At 72.7% G+C, this 23,953-nt stretch carries 21 protein-coding genes and 1 pseudogene; 13 read left to right on the forward strand and 9 right to left on the reverse strand.

All coding sequences use genetic code 11. The features are described 5' to 3' along the window. The first annotated feature begins 125 nt into the window (after positions 1-125). From ACFY1U_RS32020 to ACFY1U_RS32050, 7 genes are all read left to right on the forward strand, one after another. Positions 126-596 (forward strand): (2Fe-2S)-binding protein, encoded by a 471-nt coding sequence (locus ACFY1U_RS32020; protein ID WP_390697620.1) that lies wholly within the window; start codon positions 126-128, stop codon positions 594-596. Next, the gene (locus ACFY1U_RS32025; protein WP_390697621.1) at positions 593-3,028 is read left to right on the forward strand and encodes a xanthine dehydrogenase family protein molybdopterin-binding subunit; all 2,436 of its coding nucleotides are present in this window, start codon (positions 593-595) and stop codon (positions 3,026-3,028) included. The genes ACFY1U_RS32020 and ACFY1U_RS32025 overlap by 4 nt, the downstream gene beginning before the upstream one ends. Further along, positions 3,025-3,879, forward strand: coding sequence for an FAD binding domain-containing protein (locus tag ACFY1U_RS32030; RefSeq protein WP_390697622.1), 855 nt, complete (start codon positions 3,025-3,027; stop codon positions 3,877-3,879). Before ACFY1U_RS32025 ends, ACFY1U_RS32030 begins: the two co-directional genes overlap by 4 nt. A 6-nt stretch (positions 3,880-3,885) precedes the next feature. Further along, on the forward strand, positions 3,886-4,791 hold the full coding sequence (locus ACFY1U_RS32035; protein WP_390697773.1) for an AAA family ATPase: 906 nt from the start codon (positions 3,886-3,888) through the stop codon (positions 4,789-4,791). A gap of 164 nt (positions 4,792-4,955) precedes the next feature. After that, on the forward strand, positions 4,956-6,137 hold the full coding sequence (locus ACFY1U_RS32040) for a VWA domain-containing protein (protein ID WP_390697623.1): 1,182 nt from the start codon (positions 4,956-4,958) through the stop codon (positions 6,135-6,137). Then, the gene (locus tag ACFY1U_RS32045) at positions 6,130-7,230 is read left to right on the forward strand and encodes an XdhC family protein (protein WP_390697625.1); all 1,101 of its coding nucleotides are present in this window, start codon (positions 6,130-6,132) and stop codon (positions 7,228-7,230) included. Before ACFY1U_RS32040 ends, ACFY1U_RS32045 begins: the two co-directional genes overlap by 8 nt. 18 nt (positions 7,231-7,248) lie before the next feature. Then, entirely contained in the window at positions 7,249-7,854 is a 606-nt protein-coding gene (locus tag ACFY1U_RS32050; protein WP_390697626.1) for an SRPBCC family protein, read from the forward strand. An 18-nt stretch (positions 7,855-7,872) separates the two neighbouring features. On the opposite strand, the gene ACFY1U_RS32055 is transcribed toward ACFY1U_RS32050, so the two are convergent. The 3 genes from ACFY1U_RS32055 to ACFY1U_RS32065 all read right to left on the reverse strand — a co-directional run bounded on the left by ACFY1U_RS32055 (position 7,873) and on the right by ACFY1U_RS32065 (position 11,045). Continuing rightward, positions 7,873-8,796: an aminoglycoside phosphotransferase family protein gene (locus tag ACFY1U_RS32055; protein WP_390697627.1), complete on the reverse strand. Its 924-nt coding sequence runs from the start codon at positions 8,794-8,796 to the stop codon at positions 7,873-7,875. Positions 8,797-8,994: 198 nt separating this feature from the next. After that, positions 8,995-10,230 (reverse strand): MFS transporter, encoded by a 1,236-nt coding sequence (locus tag ACFY1U_RS32060; RefSeq protein ID WP_390697628.1) that lies wholly within the window; start codon positions 10,228-10,230, stop codon positions 8,995-8,997. 314 nt (positions 10,231-10,544) lie between these two features. After that, positions 10,545-11,045: a metallophosphoesterase family protein gene (locus ACFY1U_RS32065; RefSeq protein WP_390697629.1), complete on the reverse strand. Its 501-nt coding sequence runs from the start codon at positions 11,043-11,045 to the stop codon at positions 10,545-10,547. A gap of 268 nt (positions 11,046-11,313) precedes the next feature. Between ACFY1U_RS32065 and ACFY1U_RS32070 the strand changes: the two genes are divergently transcribed. The 4 genes from ACFY1U_RS32070 (at position 11,314) to ACFY1U_RS32085 (ending at position 15,850) form a co-directional block, all read left to right on the forward strand. Further along, on the forward strand, positions 11,314-11,775 hold the full coding sequence (locus ACFY1U_RS32070) for a MarR family winged helix-turn-helix transcriptional regulator (protein ID WP_390697630.1): 462 nt from the start codon (positions 11,314-11,316) through the stop codon (positions 11,773-11,775). Beyond that, positions 11,772-13,181, forward strand: coding sequence for an MFS transporter (locus ACFY1U_RS32075; RefSeq protein WP_390697631.1), 1,410 nt, complete (start codon positions 11,772-11,774; stop codon positions 13,179-13,181). Before ACFY1U_RS32070 ends, ACFY1U_RS32075 begins: the two co-directional genes overlap by 4 nt. A 4-nt stretch (positions 13,182-13,185) precedes the next feature. Beyond that, on the forward strand, positions 13,186-13,770 hold the full coding sequence (locus ACFY1U_RS32080; protein ID WP_390697632.1) for a hydrolase: 585 nt from the start codon (positions 13,186-13,188) through the stop codon (positions 13,768-13,770). A gap of 121 nt (positions 13,771-13,891) precedes the next feature. Continuing rightward, on the forward strand, positions 13,892-15,850 hold the full coding sequence (locus ACFY1U_RS32085) for a glycosyltransferase family 2 protein (protein WP_390697633.1): 1,959 nt from the start codon (positions 13,892-13,894) through the stop codon (positions 15,848-15,850). A 117-nt stretch (positions 15,851-15,967) separates the two neighbouring features. On the opposite strand, the gene ACFY1U_RS32090 is transcribed toward ACFY1U_RS32085, so the two are convergent. The 6 genes and pseudogenes from ACFY1U_RS32090 to ACFY1U_RS32115 all read right to left on the reverse strand — a co-directional run bounded on the left by ACFY1U_RS32090 (position 15,968) and on the right by ACFY1U_RS32115 (position 20,954). Continuing rightward, on the reverse strand, positions 15,968-16,186 hold the full coding sequence (locus ACFY1U_RS32090; protein WP_390697634.1) for a hypothetical protein: 219 nt from the start codon (positions 16,184-16,186) through the stop codon (positions 15,968-15,970). A 53-nt stretch (positions 16,187-16,239) separates the two neighbouring features. After that, on the reverse strand, positions 16,240-17,043 hold the full coding sequence (locus ACFY1U_RS32095; protein ID WP_390697635.1) for a class I SAM-dependent methyltransferase: 804 nt from the start codon (positions 17,041-17,043) through the stop codon (positions 16,240-16,242). Then, on the reverse strand, positions 17,040-17,561 hold the full coding sequence (locus ACFY1U_RS32100; protein WP_390697636.1) for a sugar nucleotide-binding protein: 522 nt from the start codon (positions 17,559-17,561) through the stop codon (positions 17,040-17,042). Before ACFY1U_RS32100 ends, ACFY1U_RS32095 begins: the two co-directional genes overlap by 4 nt. 356 nt (positions 17,562-17,917) lie before the next feature. Further along, on the reverse strand, positions 17,918-18,097 hold the full coding sequence (locus ACFY1U_RS32105) for a hypothetical protein (RefSeq protein ID WP_390697637.1): 180 nt from the start codon (positions 18,095-18,097) through the stop codon (positions 17,918-17,920). A gap of 135 nt (positions 18,098-18,232) precedes the next feature. Next, positions 18,233-18,490: pseudogene (locus tag ACFY1U_RS32110) on the reverse strand (esterase); the annotation flags it as partial. 16 nt (positions 18,491-18,506) lie between these two features. After that, positions 18,507-20,954 (reverse strand): SpoIIE family protein phosphatase, encoded by a 2,448-nt coding sequence (locus ACFY1U_RS32115; protein WP_390697638.1) that lies wholly within the window; start codon positions 20,952-20,954, stop codon positions 18,507-18,509. Between the two features lie 196 nt (positions 20,955-21,150). Here ACFY1U_RS32115 and lanKC point away from each other — a divergent pair, with 196 nt between their 5' ends. Both lanKC and ACFY1U_RS32125 read left to right on the forward strand, forming a co-directional pair. After that, positions 21,151-23,718 carry a class III lanthionine synthetase LanKC gene (lanKC, locus tag ACFY1U_RS32120; protein ID WP_390697639.1) on the forward strand — a complete coding sequence of 856 codons (2,568 nt, stop codon included), beginning with the start codon at positions 21,151-21,153 and terminating at the stop codon, positions 23,716-23,718. A gap of 75 nt (positions 23,719-23,793) precedes the next feature. Continuing rightward, positions 23,794-23,910 carry a SapB/AmfS family lanthipeptide gene (locus ACFY1U_RS32125; protein WP_030937754.1) on the forward strand — a complete coding sequence of 39 codons (117 nt, stop codon included), beginning with the start codon at positions 23,794-23,796 and terminating at the stop codon, positions 23,908-23,910. Positions 23,911-23,953 lie beyond the last annotated feature (43 nt).

The following is a 23,953-nucleotide window of genomic DNA, read 5'->3' on the forward strand; positions in this document are numbered from 1 at the left end:
TGCAGCAGTTCCGATGCCACGGCGGCAACGGATTAACGCTCAACCAATGGCTCCTCGACCCTCGCCCCCTCCGTGAACCGGTCCTAGAGTGACGCACATCACGTCCCGTGATCCTGGGAGGGCACATGACCCACATCTCGGTGAAGGTGGACGGCACGACGTACGAGGACGACGTGGAACCCCGTCTCCTCCTGGTCCACTACCTGCGCGACCGCCTCGGTCTGACCGGCACCCCCATCGGCTGCGACACCTCCAACTGCGGGGCGTGCACGGTGGAGCTGGGCGGTGTCAGCGTCAAGAGCTGCTCCGTGCTCGCCGTCCAGGCGGACGGAGGTGAGGTGACGACGGTCGAGGGGCTGGCCCAGGACGGTGAGCTGACCGCCCTGCAGCGCGCCTTCCACGAGAAGCACGCCCTCCAGTGCGGCTACTGCACCCCGGGGATGCTGATGGCCGCACGCGATCTGCTGCGCGAGCACCCGCACCCCACCGCGGACGAGATCCGGCACGCCCTCGAGGGCAACCTCTGCCGCTGCACCGGCTACCAGAACATCGTGCGGGCCGTACAGGCCGCCGCCGAAGAGGAGGTCCCGGCATGACCGACCAGACGGTGGCAGGCGAGGTCGGCCGCGCCCGGCCGCGCAAGGAGGACGCCCGGCTGATCACCGGGCAGACCAACTGGACCGACAACATCAGCGTGAACGGCCTGCTGCACATGACGATCCTGCGCAGCCCCATGGCGCACGCCCGCATCACAGGCGTCGACGTCTCGCCGGCCCGCCGACGCCCCGGTGTCATCGCCGCGTTCAGCGGCGCCGACCTCGCCGAGGGCCTGGGCTCGCTGCCCTGCGCCTGGCCGGTCACCGAGGACATCGTGCTGCCCGACCACCCGCCCATCGCCGTGGACGAGGTGCGCCACGCCGGCGACCCGGTGGCGGTCGTGGTCGCCCGCGACCGGTACGCGGCCGCCGACGCGCTGGAGGCGATCGAGGTCGACTACGAGCCGCTGCCCCCGGTCCTCGACCTGGAAGCCGCGCTCGCCGAGGACTCCCCGCTGGTCCACTCCGACAAGGGCACCAACCGCTGCTACGTCTGGCCGTTGAAGACGGGCGAGGACTTCGACTCCGTACGGCAGCGCGCCGAGGTGACCCTGAAGCGCCGCTACCACCAGCAGCGGCTCATCCCCAACGCGATGGAGCCGCGCGCGGTCGTCGTCACCCCGCTCGCCGCCTCCGGCGAGTACACGCTGTACTCGTCCACGCAGATCCCGCACATCCTGCGGGTCATGATGGCGGTGGTCACAGGCACCCCCGAGCACAAGATCCGAGTGGTCGCCCCGGACGTCGGCGGCGGCTTCGGCTCCAAGCTCCAGGTCTACGGCGAGGAGGCCCTCGCGCTCGCGGTCGCCCGCCGTCTCGGCCGTCCGGTGAAGTGGACCGAGTCCCGCTCCGAGGGTTACCTCGCCACCCACCACGGCCGCGGGATGATCCAGGACATCGAGATCGCCGCCCACCGCGACGGCAGGCTGCTCGGCCTCAAGGTCGACCTGCTGACCGACATGGGCGCCTACCTGATGCTGGTCACTCCGGGCATCCCGATCCTGGGCGCGTTCATGTACCCGGCGATCTACAAGATGGACTCCTACGACTTCACCTGCACCGGCGTCTTCACGACCCGGACGCCCACGGACGCCTACCGCGGCGCCGGGCGCCCGGAGGCCACGTTCGCCATCGAACGGATCATGGACGAGCTGGCCGCCGAACTCGGCCTGGATCCGGTGGAGTTGCGGCGCCGGAACTGGATCCGGCACGAGGAGTTCCCGTACACCTCGATTGCGGGCCTGACCTACGACAGTGGACACTACGAGGCGGCGACGGCGAAGGCCCTCGAGTTGTTCGACTACGACAAGCTCCGCGCCGAGCAGGCCGATCGCATCGCCCACGGGGACACCGTACGGCTCGGCATCGGCGTGTCGACGTACACCGAGATGTGCGGGCTCGCGCCGAGCCGGGTGCTGCGCGACCTCAGGTACGCGGCCGGCGGCTGGGAGGCGGCCACCATCCGGATGCTGCCGACCGGCAAGGTCGAGGTGGTCACCGGCACCAGCCCGCACGGACAGGGCCATGTGACCAGCTGGAGCCAGATAGCCGCCGATGTGCTGGGTGTCCCGTTCGAGGACGTCGAGGTCGTGCACGGCGATACCAAGGCGGCACCGCAGGGCATGGACACCTATGGCTCACGCTCGCTCGTGGTGGGCGGAACGGCTGTCCACCACGCGGCGGTGAAGGTGGTCGACAAGGCCCGGAAGATCGCCGCGCACCTGCTGGAGGCCAGCGAGCAGGACCTGGACTTCACGGGCGGGGTGTTCTCCGTGAAGGGCTCCCCGGAGGCCCGCAAGACCATCCAGGAGGTCGCCTTCGAGACGTTCACCTCGCACGACCTGCCGGACGGCCTGGAGCCCAGCATCAACGCCGAGCATCTGGTCGACCCGGAAAACTTCTCCTATCCGCACGGCACCCACCTGTGCGCGGTGGAGGTCGACACCGAGACCGGGCAGGCGCGAATCCGCTCCTACGTCTGCGTCGACGACGTCGGCAAGGTCGTCAACCCGACGATCGTCGAGGGGCAGGTGCACGGTGGACTCGCGCAGGGCATCGCGCAGGCACTGTTCGAGGAGGCCGTGTACGACGACGAGGGCAACCTGGTCTCCGGCACGATGGCCGACTACCTCGTGCCCGCCGCGCCCGATCTGCCCGACTTCACGGCCGAGCGGACCGAGACGCCCGCCACCTCGAACCCCCTGGGGGTCAAGGGAGTCGGTGAGGCGGGCACGATCGCGTCCACGCCCGCCGTGGTCAACGCGATCGTGGACGCGCTGCGGCCGCTGGGGGTGCGGGACGTGCGCATGCCCTGTTCGCCCGAGCGGATCTGGCGGGCGATCCAGGCCGGTCAGTCAGCTCGATCCGGTCAGTCCGGCAAGTCCGATCAGTCAGGTCAGTCCGGTCAGTTCGGTAAGGGGGCCCCGGCATGATTCCTCCGGCATTCGACTATGCCCGGCCGGCGAACGTCGACGAGGCGGTACGCACCCTCGCCGACGCAGGCGAGGAGGCGAAGGTGCTGGCCGGCGGGCAGAGCCTGCTGCCGCTGCTGAGGCTGCGACTGGCCTTCCCCGAGCTCGTCGTGGACGTCGGCCGCATCCCCGAGCTGCGCGGGGTGCGCGAGGACGGCGACACGCTGGTCATCGGCGCGATGACCACGCACCACGACGTCATCCACGATCCGCTGGTGCGCCGGCACGCGGGCCTGCTCGCGTCCGCAACGGTCACGGTCGCCGATCCCGCCGTACGGCACCGGGGCACCCTGGGCGGTTCGCTCGCACACGGCGATCCGGCCGCGGACCTGCCCGCGGTGGTGCTGGCGCTGAACGGCGAGCTGGTGGCGCAGGGACCGGGCGGACGGCGCACCATCGCGGCCCGTGACTTCTTCGTCGACTACCTGCAGTCCGCGCTCGCGCCCGACGAGCTCCTGGTGGAGGTGCGGGTGCCCAAGGCGGACGGCTGGGGCTTCCACTACGAGAAGTTCCACCGCTCCGCGCAGTCGTACGCGATCGTCGGCGTGGCGGCACTGGTGCGGCGCGACGACGGGCACATCGCCGAGGCGCGGGTCGGTCTGACCAACATGGGCTCCACCCCACTGCGTGCGTCGGCGGCCGAGGACGCCCTGACCGGCGCCGGGGACGCGGAGGCCGTCGCGCGGGCCGTGGAGTCGGCGGCCGAGGGCAGCAGGCCGTCGCAGGACATGTCGGCCTCGCCGGAGTACCGAGCGCATCTGGCACGGGTGCTGACCCGGCGGGCGGTCCTTGCGGCGGCCGGAATGGGGTGAGGGACGATCACGCACGAGCACGGCCCGAGCGCGGACCTCAACGGCCCCGAGCAGGTACGGGCCCGTCTGGAGGAGACGGGATACCTCGTCGACGACGAGCTGGCGACCGCCTGCTTCCTGGCCCTGCGGCTGCACCGGCCGATCTTCTGCGAGGGCGACGCGGGCGTCGGCAAGACGGCCCTCGCGTCCGCTCTGGCCGAGGCGCTGCACGCACCGCTGATCCGGTTGCAGTGCCACGAGGGTATCGACGCCTCGCAGGCGCTGTACGACTGGGACTTCCCGCGTCAGCTGCTGCACCTGCGGGCCGCGGAGGCGGCCGGCGTGAGGGACGCCGACCGCCTGGAGGGCGAGCTGTACGACCGTCGCTTCCTGGTAGCCCGGCCACTGCTCAAGGCGCTGGAGACACAGCCGTCGGTACTGCTGGTGGACGAGATCGACCGCGCCGACGACGAGTTCGAGGCGTTCCTGCTGGAGCTGCTGTCGGAGTTCTCGGTCACGATCCCGGAGCTGGGCACCCTGCGCGCCGAGGTGCCGCCGGTGGTGGTGCTGACCTCCAACCGCACCCGCGAGGTGCACGACGCGCTGAAGCGGCGGTGCCTGTACCACTGGTTCGACCATCCGGGCTTCGCCCGCGAACTGGCCATCGTACGGCGGCGGTTGCCGGCCGTCTCGGCTCGGCTGGCGGAGCAGGTGACCGCGCTGGTGCAGGAGCTGCGGTCGCAGGACCTGCTGAAGCCGCCGGGCGTCGCCGAGACGATCGACTGGGCCCAGGCCCTGGACGCGCTGGGCGCGAGCGAGGTGGACGCGGAGCTGGCCGTGGCGACCCTGGGTTCGGTGCTGAAGTACCGGGAGGACACGGACCGGGCACGCGGGCTCGATCTGGCGGCGGTGCTCGCGGCCCGGGGGGCGTGAGCGCAGTGGGCGGCGGTGTGGGGCGGGCGGAGAGCGGGGGACGGGGGCAGACCGACGGACACCGGCCACAGGCCCCGCATGCAGGTGGGCGCGTCCGCGCCGCTGAGGTGCGGGGCCGACGCGCCGATGCGCCGGGGCGGGAAGGTGGAAGTGCCCACGGGGGCGTGTCGACCGGCGGCCCGGTTCATCCGCTCGCCGGGCCCGCCGCGGGCGCCCGTGCCGATGCCGCCCTCCTCGGCTTCGCCCGCGCCCTGCGCGCGGCCGGGGTCGACGCGAGCGCCGAGCGGGTGCACGCCTTTGTGCGGGCGGTGGACGAACTGCGGGCCGGGATGCGGGCGGACGTGTACTGGGCGGGGCGGCTGACCCTGTGCGGCGGGCGGGACGACCTGGAACGCTACGAGCGCGTGTTCGCCGCCTACTTCGGCGGCGCCGCGCCCGCCGGGCGGACGGTGACCGTTTCTGCCCCGCCCCGGCCGCGGCTGGCCGCGCGGGAGGGGCCGCTGCCCCGTACGACCGCTCGCGACGAGGAGCAGCCGGCACCGCCCGCCGCGGCGCTCGCCAGTTCCTCGGAGGTCCTGCGGCACCGTGACATCGCCGGGCTGGACTCCCCCGAGCGCGAGCAACTGCGCCGACTGCTGGCCGCGTTCGCGCTGCCCGGCGAGGTGCGGCGCACCGCGCGGCGGCGGCCGGCGCGGCGCGGGGCGGTCGATCCGCACCGGACGGTGCGCGAGTTGCTGCGGCGCGGCGGGGAACCGGCCCGGCTGCGGCAGCACACCCGGGCGGACCGGCCGCGGCGCGTGGTCCTGCTCGTGGACGTCAGCGGCTCGATGGCGCCCTACGCCGACGCGTTGCTGCGGTTCGCACATGCGGCCGCCCGCGGCAGCCGTACCGAGGTGTTCACCGTCGGCACCCGGCTGACCCGGGTCACCCGCGAGCTGTCGCACCGCGACGCGGACCTGGCGATGGCCGCGCTCGCGGCAGCCGTGCCCGACTGGCGCGGCGGCACCCGGCTCGGGGAACTGCTGCGCGAGTTCCTGGACCGCTGGGGGCAGCGGGGCATGGCGCGCGGGGCGGTCGTGGTGGTGCTGTCCGACGGGTGGGAGCGTGGCGATCCGGAGCTGCTCGGCGCCCAGATGCGCCGTCTGCACCGGCTGTCGCACCGGGTGATCTGGGCCAATCCGCGCAAGGCGCGCCCCGGCTACGCACCCGTGGCCGCCGGGATGGCGGCGGCGCTGCCGAGCGTGGACGCTTTCGTGGAGGGGCACAGTCTGGCCGCGCTGGAGCGTCTGGCGGCGGTGGTGCGCGGGGCCGGACCGGCGCCCGTGGAAGGAGCGGATCGTGCGTGAGATTCTCCCGACGCTGAGCGAGTGGTACGCGACCCGGGTCCCGTTCGGCCTGGCGACCGTGGTCGCCGTGAGCCGCAGCGCACCGCGTGAACCCGGTGCGGCCATGGCGGTGGGGCCCGGTGACGAGGTTGTGGGCAGCGTGTCCGGGGGCTGTGTGGAGGGCGCGGTGTTCGAGCTCGCCCAGGAGGTCGTCGAGACCGGCGAGGCACGCCTGCAGACCTTCGGCTACAGCGACGAGGACGCGTTCGCGGTCGGACTCACCTGCGGCGGTGAGATCACGCTGCTGGTGCGGCCCGTCACGCAGGAGACAGACCCGGGGTTCGCTGCCGTCGCACGGTCGGTGGCCGAGGGCCGCCCGGTGACCGTCGCGACGGTCACGGACGGGCCCGCCCGCATCGGGGCCACCCTCGCCGTCTGGCCGGACGAGGTGTCCGGCACGCTGGGCACCGCCGGTCTGGACGTGGCCGTGACCGCCGACGCGCGCGGCGAACTCGCCCTGGGGGCCACGGGGTTGCGCCACTACGGCCCGCACGGCGAGCGCCGCGAGGACGCGGTCACCGTCTTCCTGCACTCCTTCGCCCCGCCACCGCGCATGCTGGTCTTCGGCGCCATCGACTACGCGGCCGCCGTCGCCCGCATCGGCAGCTTCCTCGGCTACCGGGTCACCGTGTGCGACGCCCGCCCGGTCTTCGCCACGCCCAAACGCTTCCCGGACGCCGTCGAGGTGATCGTCGACTGGCCGCACCGCTATCTGCGGGGCACCGACACCGACGCACACACGGTGATCTGCGTCCTCACCCACGACCCCAAGTTCGACGTGCCGCTGCTGGAGGAGGCACTGCGCCGGCCAGCCGCCTACATCGGGGCGATGGGCAGCCGCCGCACCCACGACGACCGCATGAAACGCCTGCTCGACGCCGGGCTCACCGAGAGCGAACTGTCCCGGCTGCGCTCCCCCGTCGGCCTCGACCTCGGCGCGCGTACGCCCGAGGAGGTCGCCGTGTCCGTCGCCGCCGAGATCGTCGCGCTGCGCTGGGGCGGCAGCGGCGCCCCGCTGACGGCCACCGCAGGGGCCATCCATCCGTCGACGTAACGCCCGTTGGAGGAAGCCATGGAGCTGCACCACGAGTTCACCGTGCCGGTCCCGGTCGACGACGCCTGGCGGACGCTCCTCGACATCGAGCGGGTCGCCCCGTGCATGCCCGGGGCGACCGTCGAGGAGTACGACGGCAAGACCGTCACCGGCTCGGTGAAGGTCAAGGTGGGCCCGATCACCGTGACGTACAAGGGAACGGCCGTCTTCGAGGAGCAGGACGAGACGGCGCACCGCATGGTGCTGATCGCCAGTGGCCGGGAGACCCGCGGCCAGGGCACCGCACGCGCCACGGTGACCGGCACTCTGAGCGAGCGCGACGGCGGTACGGCGGTGTCGGTGCGGACCGATCTGACGGTGACCGGGCGTCCGGCGCAGTTCGGGCGCGGTGTGATGGCGGAGGTGGGCGACCGGCTCGTCGGGCAGTTCGCCCAGTGCCTCGCGGAGCGGATCGTGGAGCCCGAGCCTGCCGCGGTGGTGGCCGAGCCGCCGGAGGAGACCGAACCCCTCGACCTGTTCCGTACGGCCGGGGTGCCGGTGGCCAAGCGGGCGGCGGTGGCGGTCGCGGCGGCCGTCGTGCTGGCGGTCGTGTTCACACGGGTACGGCGGTGGCGGCGGGGCTGATCCCCTCTTTCCTCTTTCTCAGCCCGCGTCGCCCCGGTAGTCCGCGAGGATCGCCTCCAGGTGCTTCAGCGCTGCCGTGATCCGGGCCGGGTGGTCCCGGAAGAAGGGGTCGTCGGGTACCGGGAGCGATCCGGCGAGGGCCCAGCCGCGGCCCCGCGCCCAGGTCGCGGCGTCGGCGCCGACCGCCTCACGGAAGACGTCCCGCGCCCGCGCGGGCAGGAACTTCCAGGCGGGTACCAGGTCCACGGCGGGGTCGGCCACGGCCAGCGTGCCGAAGTCGATGACCGCGCTCAGCCGGCCGTTCCGCGTCAGGAGGTTGCCCGCGTCGAGGTCGCCGTGGATCCACACCGGCGGCTTCTCCCAGGCGGGCGCGGCGAGGGCCGCCTCCCACACCTCCGTCACCGCGTCGACATCGACGAGGCCCGCCTTCTTCAGCGCCTCGAGCTTGGGCCGCACACGGGCCTGAGCGGCCACGGAGTCACGTTCGTCGCCCAGCGGCACACCGCGGAAGGCGTTGCTCTGCTCGGGGCCGGGGCCGCCGGTGGGGTCGGCGGCCTGCAGCGCGGTGATGAACTCGGCGAGATCGAGGGCGGTGCCGACCGGGTCGGCCAGGGCGTCGGTGGCCGCCGTCTCGCCGTCCAGCCACCGGTACACGGACCACGGATACGGGTAGCCCTCGCCGGGTTCCCCCATCGCGAGGGGCTCGCAGACGGCCAGCGGAAGGTACGGGGCCAGGCGGGGCAGCCAGCGGTGCTCGCGCTCCACCTGGCCGACCCAGTGCGCATAGCGCGGCAGACGCACGGACAGCTCGTCGCCGAGCCGGAAGGTGGCGTTGTCCATGCCGGACTGCGGCACCGGGGCGAGGGGCAGATGGGCCCATTGCGGGAACTGGGCAACGAGCAGACGGCGTACGAGAGTTGCGTCGATCAGCACGCCGTCCATCTCAGCGCGGCGACCGCTGGACGTCCAACGGTTTTCTGGGTGTGGGGTGCCGTCCGAGGGGTAGGCGGCGGCCTATGGGGCATGCACGCCCCCGCGACACAGCACCTCTGCGGGAAGGAGGTCCGTGACAGCGCACACTCGCAGCGCCCGGGCCGCTCGCAGCTGCATGCAGCGGCCCGGACTTTGCGCCTGCTCACGTCACCTCTCGCCGCCCGGAAGCAGAGCGCCCGGCAGCACGAGCAGGGCGAGCACCGCGGCCGCCGCGTAGAGGCCCGCGGCTCCGAGGGCGACGGCGTGGAAGCCCCGTACGAAACGGGTCTCGTCATCGGGCTGTCCGGCGACCGCGCCCGCCACCGCGATGCCTATCGCACCGCCGGTCTGACGTGCGGTGTTGTTCATCGCGGAGGCCAGCCCCGACCGCTGGGCCGGGACGGCCGCGATGGCCGCGGCGACGACCGCGGGAGTCAGGAGGCCCATGCCGATGCCCCACAGCAGGAACGCGGGCAGCAGGACGAGATACGAGGAGTGCGGTGCGGCCAGGGCGAGGAGGGCGAGCCCGGCCGTGGCAACGAGCAGACCCGCGGCAGCCGGAAGTCGCGACCCGATCCGGCTGGTGACGCGCCCGCCGAAGGGCGCGATGACGGCGAGCGGGGCGAACAGCGGTATCACGGCCGCGCCCGCGAGCAGCGCGGAGCGGTCCTGGACCGACTGCAGGAACAGCATCAGCACGAACAGCGTGCCCAGCGTGCCCATGTTCATGATCCCGGCCACCACGTTCGCCGCGTCGAAGGCGGGTCGCCTCAGCAGCGGAACGGGCAGCATCGCCTCGTCCCCGCGACGCAGTTCGACGACGGCCAGCGCCGGCACGGCGAGGACGGCGAGCGTCGCGGCCGCAAGCACCTGCGGGGCGTCGGCCCCGGATCGTCCGCCCTCGATGAAGGCGTACGTCGTCGCCAGGAGCAGCAGGCTGCCGAGCAGCAGTCCGGGCACGTCCAGACGCCGGGCCTGCTCCTCCCTGCTCTCCCGCACGATCGCGGCGGACCACGCGAGGGCGACCAGCACGATCGGCACGTTCAGCAGGAAGATCGCCCGCCAGCCGAGGGTTTCGGTGAGGGCACCACCGAGCAGCGGTCCGGCGGGCAGCGCCAGGCTGCCCGTGCCGGCCCAGACACCGATGGCACGGGCACGTGCCGCGTCGTCGGGGAAGGCACGGCTGATGATGGCCAGCGTGCCCGGCAGCAGCAGCGCCGCCCCCGCGCCCTGGACCACCCGGGCGGCGACCAGGACGGGGACACCGGGGGCGAGTCCGCAGGCCAGCGAGCCGGCGCCGAAGACGACGAGTCCGGCGAGGACCACACGCCGGTGCCCGTACAGGTCCCCGGCCGTCCCGCTGGTCAGCATGAGGGCGGCGAGCGCCAGCGCGTAGCCGTCCACCACCCTCCCCCAGAGGGGGTACCCCCGGCAGGCCGCCGATGTCGGTGCCGAGGCCCGAACCGATGCGGGGCAGCGCCACGTTGACGATGGTGACGTCGAGCAGCACCAGGAAGTACCCGGTGCACATGACGAACAGGACGGTGCGCGGCGAGCCCTCGTGCCGTGCGGGGCTCACCGCGCGCCGCAGAAGCGTGGCCGGTGATCCAGTCATGGTTCCTTGGTAACAGGAGGGTCTGACAACGCCGCCGGATGCCGGATACGCACGTACGGCCGCCGCTGCCGGGTGCCCCGCCCCGCAGGCCCGAAACCGGTGATTACCTCGCGGGCAGGCGGTGCAGCTGTACGTCCGCGAGGAGGCCGTCGGCCACCGTGGCGGTCATGTAGGTGCAGTGGGGCTGGCGGCGCCGGTCGGTCGGGGAGCCGGGGTTGAGCAGGCGCAGGCCGCCGGGGGCGGTCGTGTCCCAGGGGATGTGACTGTGCCCGAAGACCAGCACGTCGACGTCGGGGAACCGGGCGGCACAGCGCGCCTCCCGGCCCTGAGCGGGGCCCGTCTCGTGCACGACCGCGAAGCGCACTCCGCCGAGTTCGGCGTACGCCACTTCGGGCAGCCGGGCTCGCAGCGCCGGTCCGTCGTTGTTGCCGTACACGCCGACGACCCTGCGGCAGCGCTCCTCCAGCAGGTCGAGGGTGGCGGTGTCGACCCAGTCCCCGGCGTGGAACACGACGTCGGCGCGCGGGAGTTCGGCCAGGAGCGGCTCGGGCAGCTGCTTGGCGCGTTTGGGGAGGTGGGTGTCGGTCGTCAGCAGAAGGCGCACGGGCTCAGCCTAGAGCGGGGCGGTCCCCGGGGCTGGAGTGCCAGTGGAGGTGCCGGGACGAGCAGCGCCCGGGCGTGGGCCAGGACGACCGGGTCGGTGTCGACGTCCAGGCGTTGCAGTCGCGCGCGGGGTGCGCCAAGGAGGAGTTGACCGGCGCGATTCCGCCTGTCGGGTGCTCGTGCCCAGTTGAGCGCACGGCAGCCGATCTACAGGGAAAACTGTTCAGCCTGAACTGGACAGTTTCGCCTTTCGGTTTTATGGTCGTGGCATGGATGAACAGACCACCGATCCTTCCGAGGGCATCGGCGAGTCCGCCGCCCGCGCGGCACGCGATCTGCGAGTGGTGGTCAGTCGGCTGCGGCGGCGCATCAGGGAGGTCGCAGAGGACGACGAGCTCACGCCGCCCCAGGTCTCCGCGCTCACTCTGGTGGCGAAGCACGGGGCCGCCACGGCCAGTGCGCTGGCCACGGCGGAGGGTGTGCGACCGCAGTCGATGGCGACCACGCTCGCCGCGCTGGACCGGCAGGGGCTGATCCGACGCAGTCCCGACCCCGACGACGGCCGCCGCCAGCTCGTCACCCTGACCGACGCGGGCCGCCTGCGGGTCGAGGGTGACCAGCAGGCCCGTGAGGAATGGCTGGCCCGGGCGCTGCAGGACCGCTACACCGAGGACGAACGGCGGACGGTCCTCGAGGGGCTCGCGCTGCTGGAACGGCTCACGCAGCCGTGATACGTCGGCTCTCCGGCATCGGGGGAGGCGCGCGGACCGCCCGTCCCTCCCCCGCCGGGTTCGACCGGCGGCTCATTGCGCCGATGCTGTTCGGTTCGGTCCTCAACCCGATCAACTCCTCGATGATCGCGGTGGCGTTGGTACCGATCGGGGTTGCCTTCGGTGCGCCGCCGGCCGAGACGGTGTGGCTGGTGTCCGCCCTGTACCTGGCCACCGCGGTGGGGCAGCCGGTCGTCGGGCGGCTCGTGGACATGTACGGGCCGCGTCGCCTCTATCTGACCGGTACGGGTCTGGTGGGGATCGCCGGGCTCCTCGGCGCGCTCGCCCCCTCGCTCGGCGCGCTCATCGGCGCGCGCGTGCTGCTCGGCTTCGGGACGTCGGCGGCGTATCCGGCGGCCATGCAGCTGACCCGCAGCGAGGCCGAGCGCACGGGTCACGACAGCCCGGCGGGGGTACTGACCGCGCTCGCCATGGCCAACCAGGTCGTGGCCGTGATCGGCCCCGCCCTCGGCGGTCTGCTGATCGGCCTCGGTGGCTGGCGGGCCGTTTTCACCGTCAACGTGCCGCTGTCCGTCGCCTGTCTTGTCCTGGGTGCGCGCCGTCTGCCGAGGACACCCGGGCGCACCACGGGCCGGGGACACGGTGTCGACCTGCCCGGCATGGCGTTGTTCGCGGTCATGCTGGTCTCGCTGATGATCTTCCTGACGGGCCTGCGGCTCGACCGCTGGTACCTGCCGGTCCTGTCCGCGGTCGCCGCGGCGGGTTTCGCGGTGCGGGAGCTGCGGGTGCCCGACCCGTTCGTCGACCTGCGCGTCCTCGGCGGCAACGTCCCGCTGATCGTCACGTATGCGCGCCAGTTGCTGGCCTACACGACCTCGTACGCCTTCCTGTACGGCTTCACTCAGTGGCTGGAGGAGGGGCGCGGTCTGCGCGCCGCGACGGCGGGACTGGTGCTGCTGTCGCTGTCGGCCACCGCGCTCGCCGTCTCCGCCGTCACCGGTCGCCGGGAGGCCGTACGGGGCAAGCTCGTCGTCGGCAGCCTTCTGCAGATGGCCGGCTGCGCCGCACTGCTGCTGGTCGGCGCCGGAACCCCGATGTGGGCGCTGGTCCTGGTCGGAGCCGTGATGGGCGTGCCGCAGGGCCTCCTCGGACTCGCCGTCCAGAACGCCCTGTACCGCCAGGCCGAGCCGGCCCGCACCGCCTCGGCCGCCGGGCTGCTGCGCACCTTCGGCTACCTCGGCGCGCTGGCCGCGTCCGCCGCCGACGCGGCCTTCTTCCCCCACCGCGCCGACACCTCCGGGATGCACGACCTGGCCCTGTTCATGCTCGCCGGATCGACGCTGCTCCTGGCGTCCGCTCTCCCCGACCGTTCACTCGACACCCTCGTACCGCAACGAAAGGCCTGATCCCATGACCGTCACCGCCCTCGACCCGCGCACCGCCCTCGTGGTGATCGACCTCCAGGCGGGCATCGTCGCCGCGCCCGTCCAGCCGCACAGCGGCGCCGATGTCGTCACCCGTACGGCCGAACTCGCCGACGCCTTCCGCGCCCGCGATCTGCCCGTGGTGCTGGTCCGGGTCTCGTTCGCCGCCGACGGGGCGGACACGGTGCCCGGCCGTACCGAGGTCTCCCGCCCTGGCGGCGCCTTCCCGGAGGGCTGGGACGTCGTGGTCGCCGAACTGGCCGGTCACCCCGGCGACATCACCGTCACCAAGCGCAACTGGGGTGCCTTCCACGGCACCGGTCTCGATGTCCAGCTGCGCCGCCGCGGTGTCACGCAGATCGTGCTGACCGGCATCGCCACCAGCATCGGCGTGGAGTCCACCGCCCGCGCCGCGCACGAGCACGGCTACCACGTCACACTCGCCACCGACGCCATGAGCGACCTGGACCCCGAGGCCCACCGGAGCAGCGTCGAGCGGATCTTCCCGCGCCTGGGCGAGACGGGCACCACCGCCGAGATCCTGGAACTGCTGGCCAAGACGCACGTCTGACCCCGCCCGCGGAGACGATCTGGAGACAGGCCCGGAGTGGGGCGAAGCTCCCGGCGGAGATAGCATCTGGCCACCCGTACCCACACTTTCGGCGAGCGACCCGAGGGGGCTCGGAAGCCCGATGCCGGTCAAGGTCAGCGTCATCGTCCCCGTGTACAACCCGGGGCCCTACATCGAGGACTGCATCGCCTCGCTGCTGAAGCAGTCACTGCCGCCCGACGAGTACGAAGTGATCTTCGTCGACGACGGTTCCACCGACCAGACCCCGGCCCGGCTCGATGCGCTTGCCGCACAGGAGCCCCGGGTGCGGGTGATCCACCAGGAGAACTCCGGCTGGTCGGGCAAGCCCCGCAACGTCGGCATCGCCGCCTCCCAGGGCGAGTACGTGATGTTCGTCGACAACGACGACCGCCTCGGCGACGAGGCTCTGGAGCGGATGTACGGCTACGGGGTGGCCAACGGCGCCGACGTCGTCGTCGGCAAGATGGCCGGCCAGGGCCGCGGGGTGCCGGTGGAGCTGTTCCGCCGCAACCGGCCGCGGGCCAGTGTGCGGGACGCCCCGCTCATCGACAGCCTCACCCCGCACAAGATGTTCCGCCGGGCCTTCCTGGACGAGATCGGCCTGCGCTTCCCCGAGGGCAGACGGCGCCTGGAGGACCACGTCTTCGTGACGGAGGCGTATCTGCGCGCGGCCAACGTGTCCGTGATCGGCGACTACGTCTGCTACTACCACATCCGGCGCGACGACTCCTCCAACGCGGGCTTCCAGCAGTTCGACCCGGCCGGGTACTTCAAGAACCTGCGGGAGGCGCTGGACGTCGTCGACCAGTACACCGAGCCGGGCAAGGTGCGTGACAGTCTGCACCGCCGCTGGCTGCGGGTGGAGATGGTGGAGCGGCTGCGCGGCAACCGTCTGCTCGCCAAGCCGGACGACTACCGGCGCAAGCAGTTCGAGGAGATCCGCCAGGTCGTCGTCGAGCGCTTCGGCCCCGGTGTCGCCGCCGGACTGCAGCCGACGCAGCAGGTCGTGGCCGCGCTCGTCGCCGCCGACCGGTACGACGACGTGGTGGCCTTCGCCGAGTGGGAGACCGGGCTCGGGCTCTCGGCCCGGCCCGGGAGCGTCGAGTGGCAGGACGGCAGGCTGCGCTTCGATTTCGTCGCCGAGCTCACGGCGGGCGGTACGCCGCTGACGTTCCCCGGCGGCGGGGTCCGCACCCCGCTGGAAGGCCCGCCGAAGGACCTCGACGAGGCGATCGCCTGGGTGGGCGCCGACACCGTCGCCCGGTTCGGACAGGCCGCCGTGGACCTGCTGGTGCGCGAACGCTCCAGCGCCGCCCAGTACTTCCAGCCGATCGAGGTCACCCGGGAGATCGTGCCGGTCGAGGACAGCGGGCAGGTGCGGCTGGTGCTGCGCGCCACGGCGACCGTCGACCCGGCCGGCGCGGTGGACGGCGCGCCGCTGCGCGCCGGGCTGTGGGACACGTACGCCCGCGTCAGGCTGGGCGGCTGGAGCAAGACGTCCCGCGTGGGCCCCGGCCCGCGCAAGGCCCGTGCCGCCACGTCCGCGGCGGTGGTGGGCGGGCGGGTGGTCCTGCCGTACTGGACGGACCAGCACGGCAATCTCGCCCTGGACGTCGACCGGGCCAACCAGCGCCTCGGCCTCGGCAAGCTCGACCCGGACACCGTGAGCGTCTCCGGCGGCCGACTGCGTGCGCCCCTGCCGCTGCACGTCGCGGCCGAGACAGCCGTATTGCTGCGGCTGACCTCGCACGACAGATCGGTGGACGTGCCGGGCACGCTGTCCCCGGCCGGGGAGGGGGCTCTGCTGGAGGCCGCCCCGACCGTCGCCGACCTCAGCGGCGCGACCTGGCGGACCGCCCTGTGCGCGGCGCCCGACGCCGCCGAGCCGCGCTTCCTCCCGCTGCCGCTCGCCCTGCACGCGGACCCGCACTCGATCAAGGTGGTACGAACCCCCAGGCCCTCGGCGGTACGGCGGCTGGCCCGCAGGGCGCGGCGGGCGCTGGCCGCGGTGCTCAGACGGCGCACGGCGTCCCGGGCAGCCAAGGCGGGAAAGGCGTGAAAGCACCCGACAACTGGGCATAGCGGGCGCGTGAGCGCTGGAGCCGAAGATCTTCCCCGACGAGCGGGGCAGCTGCCACGAGTGGTACCGGCGCGAGGAGTCCGGCGAGGCCACCGGCTACGACCTGGCGCTCGCACAGGCCACCTGCCAGGTCACCCGGTGGGGTGTGCTGCGCGAGCTGCCGAGTGGGAGGCGGTACGCCTCGACGAGGGCGCCCGGCACGCCGTGCTCGCCACGGAGGGCCTCGGGCGCGCCTTCACAGGGCATCCCTGCGATGCGGTCCCCGAAGGACGCGCAGGCGCCGTCGCCGGCAGAGGTCCGGCGGACCGGGCTCATGCCGTCGTACGACGCCTGCACCTCCCGTTACGGGGAGCCTGGGGTCCGGCCCTTCAGCGGCCGTCCGCCAGGCTCTCCACGGCCGAGCGCAGCGGCTGCCAGCCGCGGGAGCGGCTGAGGCCGCGGTTGCGCGCGCGGGCCAGGGGGCGCCAGAAGTCGGCCCCCAGCAGGGTCTCGGGCGTGACCGCCTTCACTCGCTCCAGGACCGTCTCGGGCACCTTCTGCGGATCGGGCACCTGGAACTCGGCGATGATCTCGTCGTACTTGTCCTTCAGCACGGTGTTCTGGTGGTCGGCGCCGAAGACGATCAGCTGGCCGGTGGGCTGAGTGTCGACGAGGACGGTCACGAGATCGGGCCGGTAGCGGTTCAGGATCTCGATGATCTTGTAGACGTCGCCGGTCCAGGCGTCGGTGTGCCGGTCGCGGGCGGCCTCGTCGATGCTGCGCGGCAGCATGTCGTCGAAGACGATCACGCTCGACCAGTCCGAGTGCTTCTCGATGTTGATGAAGTCCCGCAGCGCGTACTCGAACAGGTGCATGCCGTCGATGAACGCGAGGTCGAGTGTGGTGCGCCGCCAGTAGCCGAGCGGGCTGCGGCCCCGACGCAGGTTGCGCACGGGGTGGCGGCCGCCCTTGAGGTGGCCGAGGGGGTTGTCGCGGGCGAAGAAGTCGTCGCTGGTGGCCTTCACCAGGTGGACGTCGCACCGAATCTCCGTGACCACCTTGAACGCGGGGTCGACCGCGATGCTGGGGACGCGGGACAGCGTGAGACTGCGGCCGTCGTTGACTCCGATCTCCAGGTAGTTGCGGTTCGCGGTGGCCTTGTGCAGACCCCGCAGGAATTCATGGCGTTTCACGAAGAGGACTCCTTGCGGATCAGGGGGAATGCTTCGTGCAGGGCGGATCGCCAGTCGCGCAGCGGCGGCAGACCCAGCTCCTGCCGACGACCGTGGGCGAGAGCTCTGTACGCGGGGCGGGTCACGGATCGCGGGAAGGCCCCGCTGCTCACGGGCCGCACCCGGTCGGGGCCCGTGCCGAGGCCGGGGAAGACCTCGCGGGCCGGCTCACACCAGGAGGCCTCGCCACAGCCGGTGGCATGGCGGACACCGCTCGCACCCCGGCCCGGGTGCGGGCCGAGGTCGGCGAGACGTGCGGCGACGTCCGCGCTCCCCGTGGGCTGCCCGCGCTGGACGTCGACGACGTCGAGGGTGTCGTGGCGGGACTCCAGGTCGATCATCGTGCGGACGAAACTACGCCCGTGAACGCCGTGGAGCCAAGCGGTTCGCGCGATTGCGATGGATGTGGGACGCTCCTCGGCCACGGAACGTTCACCGCAGCTTGGTGCAGCCGTAGGTGCCGCTCGCGTCGGTGGCATGAACTTCTGGATACGGGGTACGAGCGTCGCCCGCGCGGGCCCAGGCGAGGTGACGGAGCCCCGCTGCACAGTTGACGATCAGCTCGGGGCGGTGGCCGGTCAACGTCCGCCGGCCAACGTCCGCCGGGCGGCGTCCTGTTGGGTGATACCGACAGCCCGTGCAGCCCAGCCCCACGACGTTCCCTGTGCCCCCGACGATGAAGTCACGCAGTCGGTGAACGTTGCGATCAGGACAAGGACGCGGAACGTGATGTCGGAGCCCGCACAATGACGCCGACCTCGGTGGTGCCGGCCGCGGCAAGGGATTCCAGAAGGGGCCGGGCTTGTTCGCCACGGGCAGGGTCCGGCGCCGGTGGTCAGTCCTCGCCCCGCACGATGTTGCCCTCCGGGCCGGCCTGGTCCGTTCGGGTGGTGCCCTGTTCGAGAACCGCCGGAATGCAGGTGCGCAGGACGCCCTTCCCCCGCAGCCGCCGGGCCCTCGCCCAACCGGTCTCCGGTCGACGGATCGCAAGCTTGTCTGTGGTGTGCGGCGTCACGGCGGTTCATCTTCCTTCTGCTTCAGAGCCTGCTGGCCGGGTCCCCTTCGGCGGCCCGGTCAAACGCCGTTGCCGGCCCGTCGGCGGCGCGGGAACCTGCCACGCGCAGGCCCCACTTCGACGCCGGCTCGACACTCAGGCGGTGCCCAGCGCCCCGCGAAGGGTGCTGATCGCCTGACTGATGGCGGCCTCCGCGGCATGAGTCTCACGCAGGGCGTTGAGCATCACGAAGTCGTGGATGATGCCCTGGTATCGGACCGCGGTGACCGGGACGCCCGCCTCGCGCAGCTTGTTGGCGTCGGCACCGGCACCGCGGTCGTCTTCCCCGAGTACGGCCTCTCGCCCGAGGACCTGACCCCCGAGCAGGACGCCCTGGCCGAACAGCTGCTCCGTCTGATCACCGCCAACGTCACGAACTGAGCACGAGCTCCGCCCACACCTGTTTGCCGCCGCTGGCCGGCACGGTTCCCCACGCCTCGGACATCGCTTCCACGAGGAGGATGCCGCGGCCGCCGGTGGCCTCCCAGCCGATGCTGGTCGGCTTCACCGGGGTGCGCGGCGAGGTGTCGGCGACCGAGACACGCAGCCGGTTGTCGAGCAGGGTGAGGTCGAGGCGGACCTGGCCGTCGGTGTGCACCAGGGCGTTGGTGACGAGCTCGGAGACGACCAGGAGTACGGCGTCCATGTCGTCGCGGGTGACGCCCCAGGCGCGGAGGGTACGTCGGGTGAAGCGACGGGTGTGCCCGACGGCCTCGGGCACGCGCCAGACCGTCCAGCTCTCGCGCAGCGGACGCAGCTCCATGCCGTCGTAGCGCAGCAGGAGCAGGGCGACGTCGTCGCTGCGCCGGGCGTTGCCGAGCAGGGCGTCGGCGACCAGGCCGAGGTGGCCGGGGTCGGAGCCGGACAGTTCCCGGGCGAGTCGCTCCATGCCGTCGTCGATGTCGGCCTCCGCGGACTCGACGAGGCCGTCCGTGGTGAGCGCGAGGACCGTGCCGGGCCGCAGCCGCAGCGCGCTCATCGGGAAGTCGGCCTGGGCGACCACGCCGAGCGGTGGCCCCCCGTCGGACTCGGGCACCTCGGTGCTGCCGTCCGGGTGGCGCAGCACCGGCGGCAGATGGCCTGCCCGCACGTACCAGGCGGAGCCCTCCTCCATGTCCACGTCGACGTAGCAGCAGGTGGCGAAGAGATCGGTCTCCATGTCCGTCAGCAGCCGGTTGGCATGGGAGACGACCACGTCCGGCGGGTGGCCCTCGACGGCGTAGGCGCGCAGCGCGGTGCGCATCTGGCCCATGAGGGTGGCGGCGCTCGCGTTGTGGCCCTGGACGTCGCCGATGACGAGGGCGACGTGGTTGTCGGGCAGCGGGATCACGTCGTACCAGTCGCCGCCGACCTCCAGGCCCGCCGTGGTGGGCAGGTAGCGGGCGACGGCGACCGCGCCGGGCAGCTTGGGCAGGCGGCGCGGCAGCAGCTGGCGCTGGAGCATGCCGACGAGTTCGTGTTCGGCGTCGAAGGCGTGGGCGCGCATCAGGGCCTGGCCCGCGAGGCCCGCGGAGGCGGTGAGCAGGGCGCGTTCGTCGGGGCCGAAGTCGTGCGGGGTGTCCCAGCCGATCAGACAGGCACCGGCCATACGGTTCCCGGCGGGCAGCGGCAGCACGGCGAGTCCGCCGGGACCGACCTCGGCGAGGGCGGGCTCCAGTGGGGTGCCGGCGGGCCAGATGCGGGCGCGGCCCTCCCGCAGGGCGGCGGCCAGGGTGGGCATGGCGCGCACGGGTGCGTCCGGCCACTCGGTGCGCCACTCCTGGCGCCACAGCTCGGGCCAGGATTCCGGATCGGCCGGGTCGAGGACCGTGACGACGAGCCGGTCGCCCTCCAGCTCGGCGAGCGCGATCCGGTCGGCCTGCAGCGGCTTGCGCAGGGCGGAGACGACGGCCTGGCTGACGTCGCGGACGGTGCCCGCCGTCGCGAGCATGGCGGCGAGGCGCTGGACGCGGGCCACGTCGGTGACCTCGGAGCGCAGCTTGGAGGCGTCGGCGACCGTGCCGACGAGCATGGCGGGCCGGCCCTCGCCGCCGGGCAGCAGACGCCCGCGCAGCCGCAGCCACTTGGGCGGGCCGGAGGGCTGCAGGACCCGGAACTCCAGCTCACGGTCGCCGAGGGACATGTGGTCGGCCTCGACCACCGACATCAGCGAGGGCAGGTCCTCCGGCACCGTCAGGCCCAGCAGGGTCTCGACCCTGCCGTCGAACTCGGCCCGGGTGACGGCGAACAGCCCCAGGATCTCGTCGCCGACCTCGACGCGGCCGCTGTCCATGGCGAGGCTGAACGCGTTGGCCGGCAGCTCGCCTCCCTCGGCGGTGCGGGCGGGGGCGGGACAGCCGACGGCGTCGGCGATCAGCTCCAGGCACTTGCGGTCCTCGGTGTCGAAGCCGTCCGGCCGCTCGCTGACGGCCAGCAGACAGCCGCCGTCTCCGTTCCCGCGCGCGGGCAGCACTGCCAGGTGGAAGTCCCGCGGCGGCGTCCGCCGTGCCTCGGTGTCCCCCGCGAGTTCCTCGGGCCCGAGCCAGACCGGGCTTCCGGAGCGGTGGCTGTCGGCCACTGGGGAGCCGCCGGAGCGCGGATAGCTGTCGCGCACCCCGAACAGCGTGCGCGGCACGCCCGCCGACTCCACCAGGCACAGCAGGTCGCCGTCCTCCTCGGGGGTGTACACACCGGCGAACGCCGCCCCGGCGAAGACCAGCGCCTGCTCCAGGACCCGACGCACCCGATCGGGTGAGGCCGGACCGGACGTGAGCGCTTTCAGGGCACCTTCGGCGCGCAGAGTTCTCGTTCTGCGTGCCTCTGCGCCCTCACTGACCACGTCCGCAATTACAGCGCGTATGGGACGCCTGCGCAGCCCCTGTGCGCATTCAGTCGAGGTCATCGAGGGTGCGCACTCGAAAATCGCCGAACATGTCTTGACGCGTGCGTATCGCACGGTGATCTCGTGACAGGCGTGACTGTCCCGAGCCCTGGGACGGCTGGAAGTGTCGGTGCCGGGCCACGGAGGGGGATCCATGGACAAGCGGTACGAGGTGTACGCACTCGCGGACAGACACTTCTACGAGACGCCGGACCGGCTTGCCGGTGCCGGACAGCAGCCGGCACCGCTCTTCGAGACCGCGCGTCGTGAGGTGCCGGAGGGCTGGGACGCGGCGCGGATCGGTGACTGGCTGACGCTGACGCCGCTCGGCGCGGACGGCAGTCCGCTGCCGGGCCCGGCGCAGGGCTGGAAGATCCACGCCTCGGCCACCCGGGCGAACGCGGAGCGGATCGCGGCGATCGTGTGGGACTACTGCGTGCCGCGCCGGATCCCGTTCAAGTTCGTGCCGGGACCGCATCTGCTGCACCTGCGCAACACCAAGTACGCGGCCCGCGACACCAGCGGCAAGTTCGTCACCGTCTACCCGGCCGACGAGGAGCAGCTCCATCAGGTGCTGCGCGAACTGGGCGGGTTGCTGGAGGGTTTCGAGGGGCCGTACATCCTCACCGATCTGCGCTGGTACGACGGGCCGCTCTATGTCCGCTACGGCGCGTTCGCGCGCACCTTCGTCGTCGACGAGCGGGGCTCGCTCGTGCCGGCGGTGCGGGACGGCGCGGGCACGCTGGTGCCGGACCGGCGGGCGCCGTCCTTCCAGGTGCCGGAGTGGGTGACGCTGCCGGCGTTCCTGGAGCCGCAGCTGGCGGCCCGCAACACCACGACGGTGGGCGAGTTGCCGTATCGCATCGAGAAGGCGCTGCACTTCTCCAACGGCGGCGGGGTGTATGCGGGCACCGACACCCGCAACGGGCGCAAGGTCGTCCTCAAGGAAGGGCGGCCGCATGCGGGCCTTGCCTCCGACGGCGCGGACGCTATCGCCCGGCTGGAGCGCGAGAAGCAGGCCCTGGAGCAGGTGGCGGGCACCGGTGTGGTGCCCGAGGTGCGGGACTGGTTCACGCTGGGCGACCACCGCTTCCTCGTCATGGACTTCCTGGAGGGGCGCCCGCTCAACTCCTTCTTCGCCGAGCGACATCCGCTGCTCACCCCGGACCCGGATCCGGAGGCCGTCGCGCGCTACACGGCGTGGGCGGTGCGCATCCACGGGGCGGTGCAGCGTGCGGTGGAGGCGGTGCACGCGCGCGGGATCGTCTTCAACGACCTGCATGTCTTCAACATCATGGTCGCGCCGGACGAGGAGTCGGTGTTCCTGCTCGACTTCGAGGCGGCGGCGCCGGTGGCCACGAGCGGCCGTCAGGTCGTCGCGCACCCCGGTTTCTTCGCCCCGCCCGACCGGTCGGGCACCGATGTCGACCGCTATGCGCTGGCCTGCTTACGGCTCGCGCTGTTCCTGCCCGTGACCACCCTGTTCGTGGTCGACCGGGGCAAGGCGGCGCACCTGGCCGAGGTGATCGCGCAGCAGTTCCCGGACGTACCGCGGGAGTTCCTGGACGAGGCGGTCGCGGAGATCACGCGCGGCGCCGGTGTGGGCGCACCGGCGCTGGTACGGCCCGGCGACTGGCCGCACAGCCGTGACTCGATGGTCAACGCGATCCTCGCCTCGGCCACCCCCGAGCGCGACGACCGGCTCTTCCCGGGCGACATCGCCCAGTTCTCCGACGGCGGCGGGCTCGGGCTCGCGCACGGCGCGGCCGGCGTGCTGTACGCGCTGGCGGAGGCCGGCGCCGAACGGTACGAGGAGGGCGAACGCTGGCTCCTGGAGCGTACGGCCCCGCCACCGCCCGGCACACCGCTCGGCCTGTACGACGGGCTTGCGGGCGTCGCGTACGTCCTGGACCGGCTCGGCCACCGGCAGCGGGCGCTCGACCTGATCGAGGGCATCCTCGCCGAGAAGTGGCAGAACCTCTCCGCCACCCTGCACGGCGGCCTGGCCGGCCTCGGCCTGGTCCTCGGCCAACTGGCGAGTACGACGGGCGAGTCGGAGCTGCGCGAGCGGGCCGCCGAGGCGGCGGAGATCGTCGTACGACGCCTTTCCGAGCCGCTGCCCGACACGCCCCGGCGGCGGGCCGGGTTGCTGCGGGGTGCGAGCGGACCGGCGCTGTTCCTGCTGCGGCAGTACGAGTGGACCGGCGACGCCGGGCTGCTGGAAGCGGCCGGGGTGGCGCTGCGCCGGGACCTGGACTGCTGCGTCGTCCAGAAGAGCGGCGGCGGCCTGGAGGTCGACGAGGGCTGGCGGACCCTGCCCTACCTCGGTGACGGCAGCGCGGGCATCGGCATGGTCCTGGACGACTATCTCGCGCACGCCGCCGACGCGGAGTTCGACAAGGCGCGCTCCGGCATCCTCACCGCCGCCACTTCCCGCTTCTACGCACAGCCCGGCCTCTTCCAGGGCCGCGCCGGGATGATCATGCACCTCGGCCGCACCACGGAGCCCAGCGCGACGGACCGTCACCTGGCGGAGCAGATCGCCGCCCTCGGCTGGTACGCGATGGCGTACGAGGGCCAACTGGCCTTCCCCGGGCACCAGATGATGCGGCTGTCCATGGACCTCGCCACCGGAACGGCAGGGTGTCTGCTCGCGCTCGCGGCGGCCACCGGTGACAGCGCCCACCTGCCGTTCCTCCCGCCGCTGCGGCGGCCCCTATGACGCGGCTCCGCGACCTGACGGAGTCGTGACCCAACCCCGTCCCCACGGGTGAACACACAGATGGAAGGACACGAAATGGCACTGCTCGACCTGCAGACGATGGAATCCGACGAGCACACCGGCGGTGGCGGCGCCAGCACCGCGAGCCTGCTCTCCTGCATCAGCGCGGCGAGCGTTCTGCTCTGTCTCTGACGGCACCGTGATCCACGGCTCCGGGCGGTCCGTTCCCGTGAGG

The organism is Streptomyces sp. NPDC001351 (assembly GCF_042896045.1).
Taxonomy (GTDB): Bacteria; Actinomycetota; Actinomycetes; order Streptomycetales; family Streptomycetaceae; genus Streptomyces.